The sequence below is a fragment of the Paenibacillus sp. GM2 genome, from assembly GCF_900069005.2.
In the GTDB taxonomy this organism is placed as follows: Bacteria; Bacillota; Bacilli; order Paenibacillales; family Paenibacillaceae; genus Fontibacillus.
The window spans coordinates 364,582-385,038 of sequence record NZ_LN831278.1; the positions used below are offsets into that span (position 1 = coordinate 364,582).

Annotated in this window: 15 protein-coding genes; 14 read left to right on the top strand and 1 reads right to left on the bottom strand. The window is 48.0% G+C overall.

The window, feature by feature from the left end; translation table 11 throughout:
• Positions 1-491 precede the first annotated feature (491 nt).
• From BN1360_RS08335 to BN1360_RS08390, 12 genes are all read left to right on the top strand, one after another.
• Positions 492-1,121, top strand: a complete 630-nt coding sequence (locus tag BN1360_RS08335) for a lysozyme (protein ID WP_069188309.1) — start codon at positions 492-494, stop codon at positions 1,119-1,121.
• 298 nt (positions 1,122-1,419) lie between these two features.
• Positions 1,420-1,533 carry a YjcZ family sporulation protein gene (locus tag BN1360_RS08340; RefSeq protein ID WP_148466538.1) on the top strand — a complete coding sequence of 38 codons (114 nt, stop codon included), beginning with the start codon at positions 1,420-1,422 and terminating at the stop codon, positions 1,531-1,533.
• 374 nt (positions 1,534-1,907) lie between these two features.
• Entirely contained in the window at positions 1,908-3,224 is a 1,317-nt protein-coding gene (gene xylA, locus BN1360_RS08345) for a xylose isomerase (RefSeq protein ID WP_068779408.1), read from the top strand.
• A 335-nt stretch (positions 3,225-3,559) separates the two neighbouring features.
• Positions 3,560-5,056 carry a xylulokinase gene (xylB, locus tag BN1360_RS08350; RefSeq protein ID WP_068779409.1) on the top strand — a complete coding sequence of 499 codons (1,497 nt, stop codon included), beginning with the start codon at positions 3,560-3,562 and terminating at the stop codon, positions 5,054-5,056.
• Positions 5,057-5,206: 150 nt separating this feature from the next.
• The gene (locus BN1360_RS08355; RefSeq protein ID WP_068779410.1) at positions 5,207-7,030 is read left to right on the top strand and encodes a sensor histidine kinase; all 1,824 of its coding nucleotides are present in this window, start codon (positions 5,207-5,209) and stop codon (positions 7,028-7,030) included.
• Positions 6,993-8,528 (top strand): response regulator transcription factor, encoded by a 1,536-nt coding sequence (locus BN1360_RS08360; RefSeq protein ID WP_324254251.1) that lies wholly within the window; start codon positions 6,993-6,995, stop codon positions 8,526-8,528. The genes BN1360_RS08355 and BN1360_RS08360 overlap by 38 nt, the downstream gene beginning before the upstream one ends.
• Before the next feature lie 155 nt (positions 8,529-8,683).
• Positions 8,684-10,168: an ABC transporter substrate-binding protein gene (locus BN1360_RS08365; protein WP_068779412.1), complete on the top strand. Its 1,485-nt coding sequence runs from the start codon at positions 8,684-8,686 to the stop codon at positions 10,166-10,168.
• A 210-nt stretch (positions 10,169-10,378) separates the two neighbouring features.
• A complete protein-coding gene (locus tag BN1360_RS08370; RefSeq protein WP_179013307.1) occupies positions 10,379-11,272 on the top strand; it encodes an ABC transporter permease in 894 nt (297 codons plus the stop codon).
• 72 nt (positions 11,273-11,344) lie between these two features.
• Entirely contained in the window at positions 11,345-12,211 is an 867-nt protein-coding gene (locus BN1360_RS08375) for a carbohydrate ABC transporter permease (RefSeq protein ID WP_068779483.1), read from the top strand.
• A gap of 86 nt (positions 12,212-12,297) precedes the next feature.
• The gene (locus BN1360_RS08380; RefSeq protein WP_148466539.1) at positions 12,298-14,598 is read left to right on the top strand and encodes a glycoside hydrolase family 3 N-terminal domain-containing protein; all 2,301 of its coding nucleotides are present in this window, start codon (positions 12,298-12,300) and stop codon (positions 14,596-14,598) included.
• Positions 14,599-14,655: 57 nt separating this feature from the next.
• On the top strand, positions 14,656-15,975 hold the full coding sequence (locus tag BN1360_RS08385; protein ID WP_068779415.1) for a glycoside hydrolase family 125 protein: 1,320 nt from the start codon (positions 14,656-14,658) through the stop codon (positions 15,973-15,975).
• 182 nt (positions 15,976-16,157) lie between these two features.
• The gene (locus BN1360_RS08390) at positions 16,158-17,156 is read left to right on the top strand and encodes a glycoside hydrolase family 130 protein (RefSeq protein ID WP_068779416.1); all 999 of its coding nucleotides are present in this window, start codon (positions 16,158-16,160) and stop codon (positions 17,154-17,156) included.
• Positions 17,157-17,293: 137 nt separating this feature from the next.
• On the opposite strand, the gene BN1360_RS08395 is transcribed toward BN1360_RS08390, so the two are convergent.
• Positions 17,294-17,845, bottom strand: a complete 552-nt coding sequence (locus BN1360_RS08395) for a hypothetical protein (RefSeq protein WP_068779417.1) — start codon at positions 17,843-17,845, stop codon at positions 17,294-17,296.
• 449 nt (positions 17,846-18,294) lie between these two features.
• Between BN1360_RS08395 and BN1360_RS08405 the strand changes: the two genes are divergently transcribed.
• Positions 18,295-19,008, top strand: coding sequence for a response regulator transcription factor (locus BN1360_RS08405; protein WP_068779418.1), 714 nt, complete (start codon positions 18,295-18,297; stop codon positions 19,006-19,008).
• The gene (locus BN1360_RS08410; protein WP_068779419.1) at positions 19,008-20,366 is read left to right on the top strand and encodes a sensor histidine kinase; all 1,359 of its coding nucleotides are present in this window, start codon (positions 19,008-19,010) and stop codon (positions 20,364-20,366) included. The genes BN1360_RS08405 and BN1360_RS08410 overlap by 1 nt, the downstream gene beginning before the upstream one ends.
• Positions 20,367-20,457: the final 91 nt, after the last annotated feature.

The window sequence follows — 20,457 nt, forward strand, 5'->3', positions numbered from 1 at the left end:
GCCCGTGAGAAGCGATTTTCTATACTCGACTGAACGATATGGATTTTTTTTGAATACGGCCATTCACATTCTGCCAGGGCATAGTTGCAAATAAAACCATTTTTCATTCTACTACAATCTTCGCAAGATGTGGTGAAATAACATTTTGGAAAACAGAGCCTCGTCACCCATGTGACATCCTATTATATTTCAGCTGAATGTATTCATATGGAGTATTCCAGGGAGAATAGAACAATCATTGCTGCTGGAGAAGATTATTGAGACTAAGAAGGATGGCTTCTTCTCTATTAAGAAGATATAACAGCGCATGTCATAAAAGTCTACGAGAAGACGATGGATGGATCTTTAGCTGCTGGCAGGAAAATGAAGGGACGTTTTGTAACAAACTACCCAAGGTTTGGAGAGAGTCAGTAAATAAGTTGCAAAGCGGGGCGTGAGTACAAGCAGGCTAGTGGCAATCTAGCATATTTTACTAGAGGGAGTGATATAAGATGCGAAAAATATCAGAAGCGGGCATTAAGCTGATCAAAAACTTTGAGGGCTGCCGCTTAGCGGCGTACAAGCCAGTCGGCACGGAGCAGTATTGGACCATTGGTTGGGGGCATTATGGACCTGATGTGAGGCAGGGAATGATCATCACTCAGGCGCAGGCAGATCGTATGCTAATGGCTGATCTGGCTAAATATGAAGTGTACGTTAACAATCCGGCATATGTACCTGTGATCACGCAGCTTAATCAAAACCAGTTTGATGTGCTGGTTAGTTTTTGTTACAACTGCGGACCAGGGAACTTGCTGTCTCTTTGCAAAGGCCGCAGCATCGCGCAGATTGCGGACAATCTGACCAAGTACAACAAGGCTGGCGGTAATGTGCTGGCTGGACTGGTCAGGCGGCGCAAAGCTGAACAGGAGTTATTTAATACACCTGTAAAGGAGGCGCCGAAAATGGCAGAGCGGGACATTAACCAAGTAAGCCCATGGGCGGCAGCGGCTTGGGGCGAAGCTGCGGCAAACGGCTATTTTGATGGGACAAGACCGGGCGCGCCGATCACGAGAGAGGAAACAGCCATCGTAATCAATCGGTTAATAAAAAATATCACGGAGGTAAAGAGCGATGAATAAACAGATGGCGGAATTGTATCCCCGGTACTGCTCTTGCTTCAACTTCTTGGACACCGGCCGGGATTGTTCGATTTAACCGATCTGATGAAGCAGGATCTGCTTACGATGGCAGCATCGCGCTAGGACTGTTGGATACAACAGTTGTTATCAGTAATTGAACCAAATCTGATGGCGGTGGGTAGAATTTGTAGTACGAGTATCTAATAAATAGACTTTATCATAGGGGAAGATGTCCAATCTGTATTGTAAAAGATTGAATAGGATGGTGTGTACTCTAAATACAAGGAGGTAAGCACACATGGGTGAATTTCTTGGTGGAGGATCATGTGGCGGCGGATTGGGGACTTCAACTGCAGCGATTTTGGTTCTGTTCATATTGCTTGTCATCATATCACAAGCCTTTGTTTTTTAATAACTCTAGCAATCGCCCCCGTATCAATAATTGGGATAGTATATAATTACTTTAGTGGAAGCACCGCAATGCAATCCGAAAGTATCGATAAAGACCCTGCTATTATGAACAAGCAGGGTCTTTTTTTATTTTCCATCGACAATTAGCCGAGTTTCACTTGCCCACAGTTTACCTACAAGCCCTCCGCGTAAAGGCCTATTTTACGATGTGCAGAATCAATTAAAACATGAATATTACACATTTTCACTTTTCTTAGTTAGTTTACTAGACAAACTAAGTCGAACATGATACGATCTAGGTGTAAAGGCAATCATACCTTTCGCAGATAGGGTGTAAATGCTTTCAAAAAACTCTAATTTAGGGAGGATTTTAGCGTGAGTTATTTTAAGAATATTAGCAAAATTCAGTATGAAGGCGCAGGTTCCGACAACCCGTTGGCATTCAAACACTATAACGAAAATGAAGTTGTGCTCGGCAAAACTATGAAAGAACATCTTCGTTTTGCAGTAGCTTACTGGCATACATTGACGATGAACGGCAGCGATCCATTTGGTCAAGCAAACATGGTTCGCCCATGGGAGACTGTATCCGGTCTTGATCTGGCGAAAGCTCGCGTTGAAGTGAACTTCGAATTCATCGAGAAATTGGGCGCTCCTTACTTCTGTTTCCATGATGTTGACGTGGCTCCTGAAGGCGCAACACTGAAAGAGTCTAACGAGAATCTTGATGTAATTGTCGCTAAAATTAAAGAAGGCATGAATTCCACAGGCGTTAAGCTGCTTTGGAACACAGCTAATATGTTCTCCAATCCGCGTTATGTTCATGGTGCTGCTACTACTAACAATGCAGACGTATTTGCTTATGCAGCAGCGCAAGTGAAGAAGGGTCTGGAAACTGCGCTTGAGCTGGGCGCTGAGAACTATGTATTCTGGGGCGGCCGCGAAGGTTATGAGTCCTTGCTCAATACGGATATGGGCTTCGAGCTGGATAACCTGGCAAGATTCTTCCATATGGCTGTTGATTATGCGAAGGAAATCGGATTTACTGGTCAATTCCTGATTGAGCCTAAGCCGAAAGAGCCAACCAAACACCAATATGACTTCGATGCAGCAACGACGATTTCTTTCTTGCAAAAATACGGCTTGGACAAACATTTCAAACTAAACCTTGAAGCGAACCATGCTACCTTGGCAGGTCATACATTTGAGCATGAGCTGCGCGTAGCTCGCATCAACAATATGCTTGGTTCGATCGATGCGAACCAAGGCGACATGCTGCTCGGCTGGGATACCGACGAATTCCCTACAGATTTGTATGCTGTAACGCTTGCGATGTATGAAATCTTGGAAAATGGCGGTATTGGCTCCGGCGGCGTGAACTTCGACGCGAAGGTAAGACGTACTTCCTTCGAACCTGAAGATTTGTTCTATGCGCATATCGCTGGTATGGATACCTTTGCTAAAGGCTTGAAAGTCGCCGGCAAAATGATCGACGACAAATTCTTCGAGAACCTGCTGGCTGATCGTTATGCAAGCTTCAAGACAGGCGTCGGTGCCGATATCGTATCCGGCAAAGCAAACTTCAAGACCTTGGAAGCCTATGCTCTTGAGCACAGCCACATCGTGAACAAATCGAATCATCTGGAGCTGTTGAAGGCTCGTCTGAACGAATATATTTTCGGAACCAAATAATAGCCGCCGGCATTGAACAAGTATGATCAGGCCGGTGATATAGATGATGCAATAGCACAACACAAAAAGGGACGCTGGGTCGTCCCTTTTTGTAGGTTTGCTTTTAATCACGAAGTGAATCAAGAAGCAACGGTATTTAATTCTGAATTGAGCCAGGCCTAAACAGATGCTTGCGAAGTCATGTCTCTTGCGGAAACATCTCAGGGCTCACGTACCCAAAACGTACGCTACGCTCCTCAGACCCTGGCTTCATTCAACTGAAGTAAAGCTTCGGTGCTAAACACCGACCTTGTTAATAGTAAGAACCCTAGATGAATTGAAGGGAGACATACGAGATGAAGTACGTAATCGGTATCGATCTTGGCACGAGCTCCGTGAAGACCTTGCTGGTGGATCAGCAGGGGGAGATCCGAGGCGAAGCAACCGCCTCTTATCCGCTTATTCACGAACGTCCTGGCTACAGCGAGCAAAATCCGGAAGAATGGGTGAACGGAACGGTCTCCGGTTTGCAGCAATTGCTGCAGGAATCCGGCATATCTCCGGAGGACATTGAAGGGGTATCCTTCTCCGGGCAAATGCACGGCCTTGTGCTGCTTGATGAACAGAACAACGTGCTGCGCAACGCGATTTTATGGAATGATACGCGCACGACGAAGGAATGCCGCGAGATTGAGCAGAAGCTTGGTGACGGATTGTTAAAGATTACCCGCAATGCGGCACTGGAAGGCTTTACCCTTCCGAAGGTGCTGTGGGTGCAGAAGCATGAGCCAGAACTGTTCGCAAAGGCAGCCCGCTTTATGCTGCCGAAGGATTATTTGCGCTACCGCATGACGGGGAATGTACAGATGGAAATCTCCGATGCAGCAGGTACGTTGATGCTTAACGTTCCGGAAGGCAAATGGTCTGAAGAAATTATTCAGGCCTTCCATTTGCCGGAAGGATTCTGTCCGCCGATTGTCGGCAGCTCAGAGGATACAGGTACGATTCTGCCTGAGTTCGCCAAGCTGAGCGGTTTGTCCGAGAAGACGCGTGTATTTGGCGGTGGAGCCGATAACGCTTGCGGAGCTGTTGGCGCGGGGATCGTTCGTGAGGGCGATGCGATGTGCAGCATTGGTACCTCCGGCGTTGTACTGACTTATGAAGAAGACAAGAACAAGGATTTCGCAGGGAAAGTGCATTTCTTTAATCATGCGCATCCGGGCGCTTTCTATGCCATGGGCGTTACGTTGGCCGCAGGTTACTCCTTAAGCTGGTTTAAGGATTCACTTGCTTCAGAGCTTAGCTTTGACGAGATGCTGAAGCCGGTTGCTGATCTGCCGCCGGGTGCGGACGGTTTGTTGTTCACACCTTACCTGGTTGGTGAGCGCACGCCGCACGCCGACAGCGCGATTCGGGCCAGCTTCATCGGTCTGTCCGGTACGCATCGCCGCGAGCATATGGCCCGTGCTGTGATGGAAGGCATCACATTCTCGCTGGCTGAATCGCTTGAGCTCTTCCGTCAGGCGGGAATCAGTACCAGACGGATCATTTCCATCGGCGGTGGAGCGAAAAATCCGGTATGGCTGCAAATGCAGGCGGATATCTTCAATACACCGGTCGTCTCGCTCAAGAACGAGCAAGGTCCGGCTATGGGCGCTGCGATGATGGCGGCTGTAGGCAGCGGCTGGTTCGACAGCCTTAAGGAATGCGCCGATCAGTTTATCGGATATGGCAAAATATATGAACCGATTCCTGCCAATGTGGACACTTACGCCCGCCTCTTCAAGCTGTATCAGCAAGTTTACTCAGCGACCCGCGAACTGAATCAAGGTTTGCAGGAATTCCGCGGTTAATCGAATATATATTATATACCAGTGCAGCGCCCGCACTTCAGTAGATCCTGAAGGCGGGCGCTTGTTCTATGTATAGGATAACGGTTATGATAATTCTGCCGGCTTTAACCGGATCGTGGCGTATAGATCGAAGGAGGACATTGATGATTCATGAAGATTTACCGCAAATATTTCAAAGATAAATTGTTTCTGAAGATCATATTTCTCTTTTCGACGATTACGATCGTAACTATTATCATCTTCTCATATCTGATGTTCCGCTCCATGGCGGACGCTGCGGTAGAGCGGCAGCTCGGCATTCAGCGCAGCGCAGTGCAGAACATCAATAAATATATCAACAATAAATATGAATCTGTGCAGAACATGATGCGTGATACCTATAGGGACGCTGATTTGGCTTTCAACACCGCTTATTTCCTGGAGCATCCGTACAAAGAGTACATCGAATACAGGCTGAATCGCAATAATAGCAGTTCCACCAGCGATACCGTGCAAATATTCAGAAATCGGTTCGAGGATGATCCGGATATCGCGACCCTGATGTTATATAGTGCTTCCTTGCAGCAGTTGTATGTGTATAACAAAGCGAATTTTAAAATCATCGGCACCAATGCGGCGAAATCCCTCGTTCCCGATGCGATGTATACCGGAGAGAATTCGAAGGTTTCTACACCTAATGTGTGGGTAAGAAAGACGATTGAAATGCCGGAGTCACCGATGTTTTCCGTGCGCATACCGATTAACAATAATATTACACTGCGCAATATCGGCCAATTAGAGGTCTATTTCAACTCGGAAAAAATATGGAACAGCATTGAGAATTACAGGGAGGAAATCAAGGGGCGCATCGTTGTATTGTCCGGTAGCGGTGATGTCATTTTCGATACGGATGGCAGCTACTATGGGAATAGATATCCACATGTGGAGCAGATTAACATAGTCTACGACAATGATGTAACGGAGCAAGGGGATTCGATTATCAAGCTGACGGACACTCAGGGAGGTTATACCGTACTCAGTCTGATCCCTAAAAATGAGCTCGCCGCCACCTATCGTGGAGTTCGCAATACAATTATTCTGGTCAGTTCGGTCTGCATCCTGTTCGCGATCCTGATATCCACGTTGTTTATTATGAATTTCGCCAGACGGACCCACAGTATTATTCAATTTACGCGCAAGGTGAAGAACGGAGACCTGGATGCGAGAATTGAGGAGACGAAGGACGATGAGATCGGACAGATTGCCAAGAGCTTCAACGAGATGCTGGTGGATCTGAACTTGTATATTGACCGGGTCTATAAAGCGGAGATTAAGCAGAAGCATACGGAGATTGCTGCGCTTGAAGCAAGGGTGAATCCTCATTTTCTCTATAATACGCTCGAAGTCATTCGCATGCGCGCGGTCTCCCAGGGGGCGGCGGATGTAGGGGAGATGATCTACAGCCTGTCCATGCTGTTCAAGAACTATGTTCAGCAGAAGCCTCGCTACACCCTGAAGGATGAGCTTGAGGCCTGCCGCATGTACCTGGAGCTGTTCCGAATTCGCTATAAGGATAAATTCTCCTACGAGATTATTTGCGATAAACAGCTGATGAGCAGAACTTTGCTGAAAATGTCTTTACAGCCGATTATCGAAAATTATATCCTGCATGGGATGCGGACGGATGGAACCGATAATAAGCTTATGATTCAGGTTGCGAAAATAGAGGAATATCTGTGTGTTGAGATCAAGGATAACGGGCAGGGTATCCCTCCGGATCGCTTGGGACAAATTAAAGATGCCCTCGTGAATCCGGATGAGTATTCAGGCTCGTTTGGGCTGCGCAGCATACATGAACGGTTAAAATTGTTGTACGGAGCTCCGTACGGTGTAGATATCAAGAGTGATCTGGGAAGAGGAACGGTGGTCACCGTATTGTTCCCTGATCTGGGGGAGGATGGAACAGACGATGTACAAGGTGTTCATAGTCGATGATGAACCATTTATTATTGAAGGTCTATACGATATTGTAGATTGGGCGGAGCTCGATATGGAGATTGTCGGACAGGCCGGGAATGGACTTGAGGCGCTGGAAGCGCTGAAGCATATCCCTGCCGATATACTTGTCACTGACATTTCTATGCCCAAGATGAATGGGCTTGATCTCATCCGTCAGGCTCGCGAATTGCATCCAGAGCTTAAAGTGATTGTCCTGAGTGGTTTTAACGAGTTTGATTATTTAAAGGAAGGCATGATGCTTGGCATCGAGAATTATTTGCTGAAGCCAATCAACCTGGAGGAGTTCAAAGCTACACTGAACACCGTCGCTGAGAAATTGAATGCCTCCAAAAGTCCTTTCGTCGATCTTAATGAACAGAGTATCCTCATCCTGAAGGACAATATTATGTACCGCTGGGTAAGGAATCAAATCAAGCCTCCGGAATTCCAGGAACGCGCTGACCTGTTGGGAATTCGCTTGGACAAGCGTTACGTCCTGGTATCGCTGTTGCGGAGCAAGGAATTGAGCCAGTCGTTGTTTGAGGCCGTGCTCCATCAATTGTGGGGGAAAGAGGGAGTGATCCCGTTTCGTGATGTAGAGGGGAATATTGTACTAGTGTACAACTTCGATGAACTGGAGCAAGGCCTGGAGGAGATCGAACTAACGAATCATCAATTGATGAGTGTTCTGTTGTCTTACCGACCGCTCAGGATGTCGATTGGCAGTGCCCAGGAAATGGAGGCAGAGCCCTTCCTGAGCTATACACATGCCAAGAAAGCACAGGAATACTTTATGATCTATCCGGAGCGGAATATTTTGCATTATGATCAGTTGAAGGGTCATCAGGATCATGCCGAACGCAGTATTCCAATGAATTGGAACGAATATTCCAAATTGATTATGGCGAAGGATAAGGCCGGGCTAATCGCCCGCATAGATGAAGATTTCGGAGTGCTGCGGCAGATGCAAGGTATATCGCCCGAAATTCTTCAGGAATTGGCTATGGAATGGATTATCCGCTTCAAGATGCAACTGGAGGAGATCAGGCATGACGAGGAACCCGATCTTTACAAGGATCAGTTCGCGAGAATCCGTACAACCGCCTCCATTGAGGAGCTGGTACAAATCATGCATGAGGTTGCCGGGATTACGGTTGAATCATTAACCAATGATATGAAGAGTCCGGTCGTTCAGCAGGTGCTCCATTATATCGATCAGTCCTACAACGAGGACATTTCGCTGAAGACACTTGGGGCCCTGTACAATATCCATCCGGTCTATCTTGGTCAACTGTTCCATAAGGAAGTAAATCAGTCCTTTACCGACTATATTAATTGGTACCGGATTGAGAAGGCCAAGGAATTGCTGAAGCATAGCCCCATGAAGGTACAAGAAATTGCCCGGGGGGTTGGCTACTGGGAAACCGGATATTTCTACAAACAATTTCGCAAATACGTCGGCATTTCACCGACAGAATATAAAGGGCTTAGCTAGCGAATATCGCCTGCAGGCCTTTTTCTTTATTTTGTACATGGATTTATTTATTTTCACTTCTATTTGAAAATGCTTTCATAATTTAAAGTTAAAGTAGTCCTTGAATACAGAACAGATAAATAGTCAAGGTTAATTAAAAAGGAGGGTATTCAACAATGAGTTCCAAAAGAAAAAAATTCTCTCTAATGTTGGCCTCGCTGATGGCACTTACACTGCTCGTTAGTGCCTGCGGTGGCAAGAATGCGGCAAACAATGGCGCGTCTGGGGACGGCAAAGGTGAAAAACCTGTCGAATTACTCTGGTACACGATCGGTACGCCGCAAAAAGATACAGATAAAGTTATGGAAGAAGTCAGCAAATATACGAAAGAGAAGATCAATGTCACTGTCAAAATGAAACAGATCGACTTCGGTGACTATACGCAAAAAATGCAGGTTATGGCTGCATCCGGCGAACCGATGGACATCATGTTTACCAGCTCGTGGGCATTTGATTATGTACAAAACGCACGTAAAGGCGCGTTTATGGAGCTTGATGATCTGCTGAAGACTCATGGTCAAGACATTGTGAAGACACTTGATCCTGCATTCCTGGAAGGTTCCAAGGTAGACGGACATAACTACGGAATTCCAGCTAATAAAGAGCTGCCAGCGCAGGAAGTATGGCGTTTTAATAAAGAATTTTTGGACAAGTACAAATTGGACATGTCCAGTGTACGCTCCTTGGAAAGTCTTGAGCCATTGTTGAAGACGATCAAGGAGAACGAATCCAACATTACTCCTTTTGCAATGGACAAGACCTATATGCCTTTGATTCCATATGACTACATCATTGAAAAATTGCCGATGGCAGTTGCAATGGACACGAAGGACTATAAAGTCGTTAACATTCTGGAAAGTCCTGAATTGAAAGATACTTTGAAAACGATGCACAAGTTCTATCAAGCAGGTTATATTTCTCCAGAAGCAGCGACAACAACATCTACAGATGATCTGATGAAATCCGGTAAATGGTTTATGGACCGTGCCAGCACACAGCCTTTTGCTGATAATCTCTGGTCCGCAAGTTACGGATACCCTGTAGTATCTACACCAGCTGGCGATCCTTACATCTATAACTGGTCGGTAATGGGCTCCATGCAAGCGATCTCCGCTAACTCGAAATACCCTGAGAAAGCCATGGAATTCCTGAACCTTCTGAATACAGATCCAGTGCTTCGCAATATGGTTGACTCCGGTCTTGAAGGGGTTCATTACGAAAAAGTTGGCGACAACGTTATGAAGAACCTGGATGCATCCAAGAACTACGACATGCCTACTTTCTCCCTTGGCAACATCATGATCACTTACTTGAACGAGGGTGACCCTGCTGACAAGTGGGAACAATTCAAGAAGTTTAATGACACGGGTATCAAAGCCCCATTGCTTGGATTCAACTTTGATACTTCGAAGGTAACTACTGAGCTGGCTGCAGTTCAAAACGTGAAGGAAGAATACTGGGCTGCATTGATGACAGGTACAGTGGATCCGGATCAATACCTTCCTAAAGCGATTGAGAAGTTCAAAGCCGCTGGTCTTGATAAGATCATCGCTGAAGCTCAGAAGCAAATCGATGAGTGGAAAGCAAGCGCTGGTAAGTAATAGCTTGAATAAGAGGTTGAACCTCTAAAGGAGAAGATCGGGCGGGTGATTTGCCTATGCCCGATCTTTTTTTGATTCAAACGTACGGCCGTTTTTAAATAGTTGTCTAGGGCCGACTGTCTATCAACAGGCATTTTATTTCATTACATTCAGGAGGGATAAAACGTGAAAAGGGTCGGCGAATTTTTCCAGAATATCGTCAAGAATAGAATGATGCTGCTCATGGTGCTCCCCGCGGCGCTCTGGTTCCTTTTCTTCTCATACCTGCCGATGTTCGGTACGGTAATTGCATTTAAGGAATATCGCTTTGATCGGGACGGCTTCTGGGCCAGTATCGTTAACAGCAAGTGGGTTGGATGGCAGAACTTCAAGTTCCTGTTCAGTACGAATGATGCGTTAATCATCACAAGGAACACGCTGCTGTACAACATTGTATTTATCTTTTTAGGCTTAATTTTCTCTGTAGCGTTGGCTGTTATTTTGTCGGAAATTACGAATAAACGGCTATCAAAAGTATATCAAACCGGCATGTTCCTCCCATACTTTCTGTCATGGGTCATCGTCGGTTATTTCACATTCAGTTTTCTTAGCTCGGACCGCGGTTTGCTGAACGGGTTGTTCAATTCGTTAGGAATTCCTCCAGTTCAGTGGTATTCGGAATCAAAGTATTGGCCGTTAATTTTGGTGTTGGTATACCTATGGAAAGCGGTAGGTTATAACAGCGTTGTATATTTGGCATCGATTATGGGGATCGACAGATCTCTCTATGAAGCAGCAATGATCGACGGAGCCAGCAAAATGCAACAAATTCGCGCGATCACATTGCCTCTGCTGAAACCGATCATTACCATTATGACTTTGCTGGCGATCGGGAAAATATTCTATGCAGACTTTGGTCTGTTCTATCAAGTACCAAGAGACTCCGGTACATTGTACGGGGTAACGAACGTTATTGACACTTATGTATATCGTGGACTGAAAACAACAGGTGAAATTGGCATGAGTGCTGCGGCAGGCTTGTATCAATCCGTCGTAGGTTTCATTCTCGTCATGACATCGAACTATATCGTACGCAAATACGACAAGGATAACGCCTTGTTCTAAATATATTGCAAGGGAGTGAGCATAGTGTCTCAACGAAAGAAAGAACGCGATTTTCACAATCTATCCACACCGATGAATATAACCTTTAACCTGATTGCCGGGATTTTTGCTATCCTTTGCGTCTTCCCTTTTCTGTTCGTGGTTATCATCTCCTTGACGGATGAAGGAACACTGGCCAAAAATGGCTACCGATTAATTCCGGAGAAATGGAGCCTGGGGGCTTACCGCTACATGTTCGATATGGGCGATACTTTGCTTCGTTCATACGGGGTAACGATCTTCGTCACCGTGGTGGGTACAGTCATAGCTTTATTGTTCATGGCATTTTATGCTTATGCAATCTCCAGAAAGAGCTTCCGTTACCGCAATTTCTTCTCCTTCTTTGCATTCTTTACGATGCTGTTCAACGGCGGTCTTGTACCGACCTACATTATCGTAACGCAGCTGATGGGACTTAAGGATACGGTCTGGGCGCTGATTCTGCCGCTCGCCGTGAACGCCTTTTACATTATGATTCTGCGGACGTTCTATGCGACAAGCGTGCCGGATGCAATTATCGAATCGGGTAAAATTGATGGCGCGGGCGAGTTCCGTATCTTTATCAAGCTTGTTCTCCCATTGTCTTTGCCAGGTCTTGCGACCATCGGTTTGTTCAGTACCCTCGGTTACTGGAATGACTGGTTCAACGCACTTCTCTACATCGACAATCCGAATCTGGTGCCATTGCAGTCGATGTTGATGCGGATTGAGACAAGCATGCAGTTCATTATGCAAAATGCTCAGAACAGCTCGCTCAGTCTCGAAGCTATGAGATCGCTGCCTCAGGATACTTCACGGATGGCGATGGTCGTTCTGGCCACGCTGCCGATTATTTTCGCGTATCCGTTCTTCCAACGTTATTTCATCCAAGGTCTTACAGTAGGGGCCGTTAAAGAATAAGCTAACCTCTTCATAAAATGTGAGTTCAAAAAGGCGGTGTTCAGCACAGCAGGCCTTTTGAACACCTCTGGAAGGAGAGTGCGGAGATAGTGATCTATAAGGATCGTAGCTATTCTGACTCAGAACGGGCGCAGCATTTGCTGAGTCTGATGACACTTGAAGAGAAGATCGGGCAGTTGGTTCAACCTTTCGGCTGGCAGGTCTATGAACATAAGGACGGTAGAATCGAGCTGACTGAAGCCTTCAAGAAGCAGGTTGCAAACGGTGGAATAGGCTCCCTGTACGGCGTGCTCCGCGCTGACCCGTGGACCGGTGTTACGCTGGAGAGCGGGTTATCGCCAGAAGCCGGCGCAGCCGCGGTTAATGAAATTCAGCGTTATGCTATTGAACATTCCCGCTTAGGGATTCCGATCCTGATTGGCGAGGAATGCTCACATGGCCATATGGCGATAGGAGCTACCGTATTTCCTGTGCCGCTCACCCTGGGCAGCGCCTGGAATGTGGAGCTTTATCGCGAGATGTGCCGCGCTGTGGCTCGCGAGACGCGCAGCCAGGGCGGGGCAGCGACTTATTCGCCCGTGCTGGATGTAGTTCGTGATCCGCGCTGGGGGCGGACGGAGGAATGCTTCGGCGAGGATGCCTATCTCATCAGCGAGCTTGCGGTGGCCTCGGTGGAAGGGCTGCAAGGCCAGTCGCTGGATCAGGAGGATAGCGTAGCTGCAACCTTGAAGCATTTCGTCGGCTATGGCAGCTCGGAAGGCGGCAGAAACGCAGGGCCGGTGCATATGGGCAAGCGTGAACTGCTGGAGGTGGATCTGCTTCCGTTCAAGAAAGCGGTGAAGGCGGGCGCAGCCTCAATCATGCCGGCTTACAATGAAATTGACGGTATTCCTTGTACAACAAATCATGAGCTATTGCAGGATATCCTCCGCACAGAGTGGGGTTTTGAAGGCATGGTTATTACCGACTGCGGCGCGATCGATATGGTGGCCGCAGGTCATGATACCGCAGAGAACGGAATGGATGCGGCGGTTCAGGCTATTCGCGCCGGTATTGATATGGAGATGTCCGGTGAAATGTTCGGTCATCATCTGCTTGAAGCCGTGCGCCAGGGCAAGCTGGACGAAGCGATTGTCGACGCTGCGGTTCGCCGGGTGCTTGATTTGAAGTTCAAGCTCGGTTTATTCGATGCGCCATATGCGGATCCTGAGCGCGCGGCTCGAGTCATAGGGTGTGAGGAGCATGTGAACCTCGCCCGAAGGCTTGCTGAAGAGGGAATCATTCTGCTGAAGAATGAAGCCCAGGTGCTTCCGCTGTCGAAAAAGTCCGGCCGGATCGCCGTAATCGGCCCCAATGCCGATATGGGCTATAACCAGCTTGGAGACTACACTTCTCCTCAACCGGCAACGAATGTAACAACCGTGCTGGGCGGAATCCGCAGCAAGCTCTCGGCCGAGTCAGAGCGCGTGCTTTATGCTCCGGGCTGCCGGATTAAGGATGAATCGAGAGAGGGCTTTGACAATGCGCTTGAAATGGCCGGCCAAGCCGATACGGTTGTTATGGTTGTTGGCGGTTCCAGTGCACGCGACTTTGGCGAGGGCACGATCGATCTGAAGACAGGAGCCTCCAAGGTGACGGAACACTCCTGGAGCGATATGGATTGCGGTGAAGGGATCGACCGTATGTCTCTCGAATTATCAGGTGTACAGCTTGAACTGATTCAAGAAGTATATAAGCTTGGCAAGCCTGTCATCGTTGTTTATATTAACGGTCGTCCGATTGCAGAGCCGTGGATTGAAGACCATGCGCATGCGATTCTGGAGGCCTGGTACCCGGGTCAAGAAGGAGGACATGCCATAGCTGATATTCTGTTTGGGGATGTGAACCCTTCGGGACGGTTAACCATTTCCGTGCCGAAGCATGTCGGACAGCTACCGGTTTATTATCATGGCAAACGTTCCAGAGGCAAGCGTTATCTGGAGGACGATTCGCAGCCACGTTATCCGTTTGGTTACGGGCTTAGCTATACGGAGTTCAGCTACAGCAATCTTACGGTGGAACCCCGGACAATCCCTGCGGATGGAGAAGCGACGGTTCGTGTGGAGGTTGCTAATGTCGGCGACCGTGAAGGTGCAGAAGTTGTCCAAATGTATATTTCTGATGTGGTTAGCGCTGTTACAAGACCGGCCAGGGAGCTGAAGGGCTTCCGTAAGATCAAGCTGGCGCCGGGTGAGAGCAGAACAGTCGAGTTTACAGTTGGTGCCGAACAATTGCAATATATCGGACAAGACTATAAGCTGATAGTTGAACCGGGGCAATTCCGTATTCTGGTCGGCAGGCATGTCAATGACACGCTAAGCGCTGACTTATGGGTACGGGAGGATTAAGCGGATACGGATTAATTAACTAATACCATTTATTTTAGACTATAGGAGCGTGACGACATGGAGCAATTCAGACTCCCGAAAATACCGATGCCTAAGCTGGAGCTCCCGGCGGCAATCAAGGATGTATTAGCCGAAGCAGAGGTGAAGCTGGCTCACCGTCCGAAGCTGTTGCAATTGTTCAAAAACTGCTTCCCGAATACGCTGGAGACGACGACCAAGCTGATGGAGGACGGAACGACCTTTGTTATTACCGGTGACATTCCGGCTTCCTGGCTGCGCGACTCGGTTGAGCAGGTCATTCAGTACGTCCCCTTTGCCAAGCAGGATGAAGATCTGCAGCGCATCATCAGCGGGTTAATCAAACGCCATATTCAATATATTCATATTGATCCGTATGCGAATGCTTTCAATGAATCCGCAAATGATTGGCATTGGAATACGACGGATGAGACCGATATGTCCCCATGGGTATGGGAGCGCAAATTCGAGATCGATTCTCTGTGCTTTGTTGTACGCTTGGCTTATACGTATTGGAAAGAGACGGAGCAGACGGACATCTTTGATGCCGGCTTCAAAGCAGCGATGAGAAAGATCGTAGAAGTCTTCAAGACGGAACAGCATCATTTTGAGAATTCGCCTTATCGCTTTACCCGTAACAATGGAATCCCGGAAGATTCGCTGCGCAACAAGGGGCTTGGCATGCCGGTCAACTATACGGGAATGATCTGGTCCGGCTTCCGTTCGAGCGACGATGCTTGTGACTTCCATTACAACATTCCAGGCAATATGTTTGCAGTTGTAGCCCTGCGGCAGATGCAGGAGTTTGCCGAGTGGGTATTCCGCGATATGGACTTCCTGGCTGAGCTGAAAGAGCTGGAGTTCGAGGTAGACTACGGCATTAAGCTGTACGGGATTTATCGTCATCCGGAGTTTGGCCCGATCTATGCCTATGAGACGGATGGCTTTGGCAACTACTGCCTGATGGATGATGCGGGTACACCAGGCCTGATCTCCATTCCGTATCTCGGATACGTAACGGCTGATGACCCGATCTATCAGAATACGAGACGTTTTGCACTGAGCAAAGAGAATCCGTTCTATTTTGAAGGAAAAGCAGCTAAAGGCATCGGCAGCCCGCATACCCCGGAGAATTACGTATGGCATATGGCGTTGTCCATGCAGGGAATCACGGCGCAGACGAAGGAAGAGAAGCTCGCAATGATCGCGATGCTGGAGAGCACTGATGCGGATACCGGATTTATGCACGAAGGTTTCCATGTCGATGATCCAACGATCTTTACACGGAAGTGGTTCGCTTGGTCGAACAGCCTCTTCTCTCAGCTCGTATATCGGGCCATGAAGGAAGGCATCCTGTAAACCGGAGATAAACGCAGCAACGGCTTAAAAAGCCGCAAGCAGCTGGATGAACCGCGACGCGATGTCGTGATTCTTCAATTGCAAATTAGGCTTTCGTCACTTACAATTCGGAGTGCGAAAGTGCTCTTGAGTATGATTTATCATTACTTAATACTTATCGTTAACTGAAAAGGAGAATTAAAATGAGCAGAATTATTGGCGAAAAACTGACGAACATCCCTTGGCAGGACAAGCCTGCTGGCAGCAACTCTCCAGTATGGCGCTATTCGGCCAATCCGATCATTCCGCGGAATGCGATTCCGAACTCCAACAGTGTGTTCAACTCGGCTGTAGTGCCTTTTGAAGATGGCTTTGCCGGTGTATTCCGTTGTGACTCCAGATCCGTCAGTATGGATATTTTCGCCGGCTTCAGTAAAGATGGCGTGAATTGGGAGATCAATCATGAACCGATTCAATTTGAAGGTGATGAAGAAGTAACCAAGCGTGAGTATCGCTATGATCCACGGGTCTGCAAGATTGATGACCGTTATTATATCACCTGGTGTAATGGATATCATGGTCCTACGATCGGCATTGCTTATACGACCGATTTTAAAACCTTCCATCAATTAGAGAATGCTTTCTTGCCATATAACCGCAACGGCGTATTGTTCCCGCGCAAAATTGGCGATTATTACGCTATGGTCAGCCGCCCGAGCGATACCGGACATACTCCATTCGGAGATATTTTCTACAGTGTAAGTCCTGACCTTACTTTCTGGGGCAAACACCGTTATGTAATGGGTACAGTAAACGGGGATGCCTCTGCTTGGCAATCCAAGAAAATTGGCCCAGGACCCGTTCCGATTGAGACCGATAAAGGCTGGCTCTTGATCTACCACGGCGTTATCAATACGGCGAACGGCTTCGTATACCGCGTGGGCTGTGCGTTGCTGGATATTAACGAGCCTTGGAAAGTACTGGCGCGTTCCCGCAACTATATTCTCGGGCCTGAGGAATTGTATGAGTGCGTAGGCGATGTTCCGAACGTAACCTTCCCTTGTGCAGCCTTGACCGATGCAGAAACCGGCCGGATCGCCATCTACTATGGCTGTGCGGACACAGTAACCGGACTTGCCTTCACAACAGTGGATGAGCTGCTCAGCTATATGGAAGAGTATCCTTTGGAGACTGAAGCTTAATATTTTTATATACAAAAAATAGAACAGGGCTGGCTCTTCGTCATGGAATATGACGGGGCCGGCCCTGTTTTAATTTTACGCTGCAGTTTGCTTTATTTTATGTGCCAGTGCATCGGTTCAACGAACTGTAGAACCTCTTATTTTCCCGCTGCATCCCGCTCGGCGTTAACCAGTTTAAGCTGCTCTAACAGTCCGTCCAGCGCTTCTCGAATAGCGGCAGCATCCTTGGATTCTTCCGCCTTGGCCAGGGCGGCCCAGCCCTTCGAGAAGGCATCCTCCGCTACAGTGGCCTTGTCCTTCGAGATGAATACAGCGACCGAGGCTTGTCCAGGTAATGTTTTGGCTTGCTCCTTGTCGCCTACTTTTATTTCAGACAGGCTTTTTACTTGCTTCGCTTCGATGGTTTTTGTAGCAACGGTATTTTTCCCTAACTGTTCCAGCGCTTGCTTCCAATCCTCCACCGTATCGGGAGCGTATTGCTTGGCCAGCTCCAGCGGATCAGCTATTTTGGCAATGGTGATGTTTTGCGATTTGCCATCCATGCTTAACATCGTGGCCGCCTGTGTTTTCACACTAGGGATTACTGTTTTTGCAGCGTTGTCTGCAGCATGGGTGATTCCCGGGACAGCGGCTGCGGATAACATAACGGCGGAAAGTACGGTTTTTTTAATTACATTTTGCAGGTTCATGAGTGAACACTCCTTTAAAAGTTAGTTGTTGCAAGCATCCGTAGATTTGCGGAAGCCTTGGTTCGGTTTGTCTTGAGCAGTAGGGCCCTCTCTGTATTTCTGCTAATAGCCAAAACCTCCCCATATCACGTCATAGGTCAGTATCGCAGCCCTGGAACAGGCTAAAAATACGAACCAGCATATCAGCATGAAACCGGTCACCAGGCACGCCTTTTTCATAGTTGCCGTTATTTTTCGAGTTGAATTCCGTCTGTTTTTTGGCACCGTTTATTCTCCTATAGCTGAAGTGATATTGCCCCGCTGGGTATCCCATCGGCGCTTGCATGTATTAGTGTAAGAAACGTCTATGTCAGCCGATTGGTGAATTTGTGGAAAAACGATGGCAGGTACGCTGTCGAGCGGAATTCGTTGTTATACTGATATAGGAGAAACTGCTGGAGGACATGAAAATGAATCATCAATATGTGATTGCCGTCGTCGATGACGATTTAAATATTCGAAATTTGGTAGAGGCCTATTTACAGAAGGAGAATTACCGTACCATCGGCTTAAGCAGTGCGGAGGAGGCCTGGGATCTATGGAGAGGCCATCCTCCTGATTTATGGGTACTGGATATTATGCTGCCTGGCATGGACGGATATGAATTTTGCAGACGCATCCGCAACGAAGCGGAAGTGCCTATTATAATGATTTCTGCACGGGATAGCGAAGTCGATAAGATCCTGGGCCTGGAGCTCGGCAGCGACGACTATTTGGTCAAGCCGTTCAGCCCGCGCGAGCTGGTAGCCCGGGTCAAAAGACAGCTCCAGCGCTGGTACAAGTTAAATCAGCTTGAGGAATCGGCAATCCCATCTCCGCCTGTACAGATTGAGCTTGGCCGGCTACTGTTGCTGCCGGATGAGCGACGGGCTTTTTGGGACGGGGAAGAAGTGGACCTGACCAGCAAGGAGTTTGCGATGCTGCGGGTGTTTGCCGACAATCCGAACCGCGCTTTTACACGCGATGAATTGCTGGCTTATGTATGGGGGGATGATTACTTCGGCAGCGATCGGGCAGTGGACCATTTGCTCAAACGGGTGCGCAAAAAAATCGGAGACCTTCCCATCGAAGCGATATGGGGACACGGTTACCGGATGAGACATGATGGAGGTGGAAGGGCGTAATGAAACTCGTACATCAGATCAATTTGGCTTTTGGTATTGCACTGGTGCTGGTATTGTCAGTTGCTGGAATTGTCATTCACTATGTATTGCTGGATCACCTGATCGGAGCGCAAAGGGAAGACTTGAAAGCGATGAGTATTGAAATGACAGCTATACTTAAGGAGGATTATCCCCAGGTCACCGACATCTCGATGAGAAAATTGCCGACTGAGCTTCCAATGACGGCTCCTTCCCCGGACATTAGCGCTGTTCTGACTGACCAGACGGGCAGTGTGATTGCGGCGTCTCCAATCACCTATACAACCAAGAAAGTGGAGACACTGGCTGCGGTTACAACCAACATGGCTTCCAGCGTTCAGAGCATCCAGGCCGGATCGGATAAGAACTTCATTTCGGTAGAAAAATTAACGCCTCAAGGAAAACTAACGTTGTACACCCCAATTAGCAAGGTCCAGACGATTGAGCAGGCCTTGCTGAAGCGATTGCTTATTATTTTCGGCGCTGCTGGTGTCGCCATGCTGCTACTTAGCATCTTTATCACAAAAAGGCTGATTAACCCGCTGATCCGGCTTCGCAATGAACTGAATAAAGTCAAACAGCGTCAATTCACGGATGTGGCCCTCATTAAGGCGGGAGGGGAGATCGGTTCGGTCGCTCAATCGGTGCATGAAATGGCCACCGAGCTGAACCACTTCAATCAAGTCCAGAAGCAGTTCTTTCAAAATGCATCCCATGAATTAAAAACGCCGCTAATGTCTATTTCCGGTTATGCGGAGGGGATTCGCGACGGCGTCTTTGAGGGAGAGAATGTCCGGAAAGGGCTGGACATCATTATGGATGAGAGCGCCCGACTTAAGAAGCTTGTTACCGAGATGACGCTTTTGGCTAAGCTGGATAGCGAAGAGGATGTATTCAGAAGCGAGGAGATCTCGCTGGAGGAACTGTTGACGGAGACCGTAGAGCGCCTGAATCCTCTGCTGGTCAGGCAGGAGCTTGCGCTTCATACGGAATACGGGAGTCTTGGAGCAGTCAAGCTGTGCGCGGACCGCGATAAGCTGCTGCAGGCGATGCTCAATGTGGTCTCCAATGCCGTGCGTTATGCGCAGCATCATATCTATATTCATGCCGAGTTATGCAAGGGGCAGATCATCATCAATGTTAGCGATGACGGACCGGGCATACCGGAGGAATTGCTGCCGTATCTGTTCCATCGCTTTGTCAAAGGCAAGGACGGCGAGTCCGGGCTAGGGCTCGCCATCTCGCGTGCGATTGTGGAGCGCTGCGGGGGATTCATTCAGGCCGGCAATGGCAGCAAAGGCGGAGCGGTCATTTCGCTGAAGTTTCCGGGATTGGTCTAGATTATTCCAGGTATAGGAGCAGGGTTGACTGTTAATTATGAAACAGGAAGCAGCCGACCCTGTTAACTTTTAGCAGCCTATTTTCGTACAT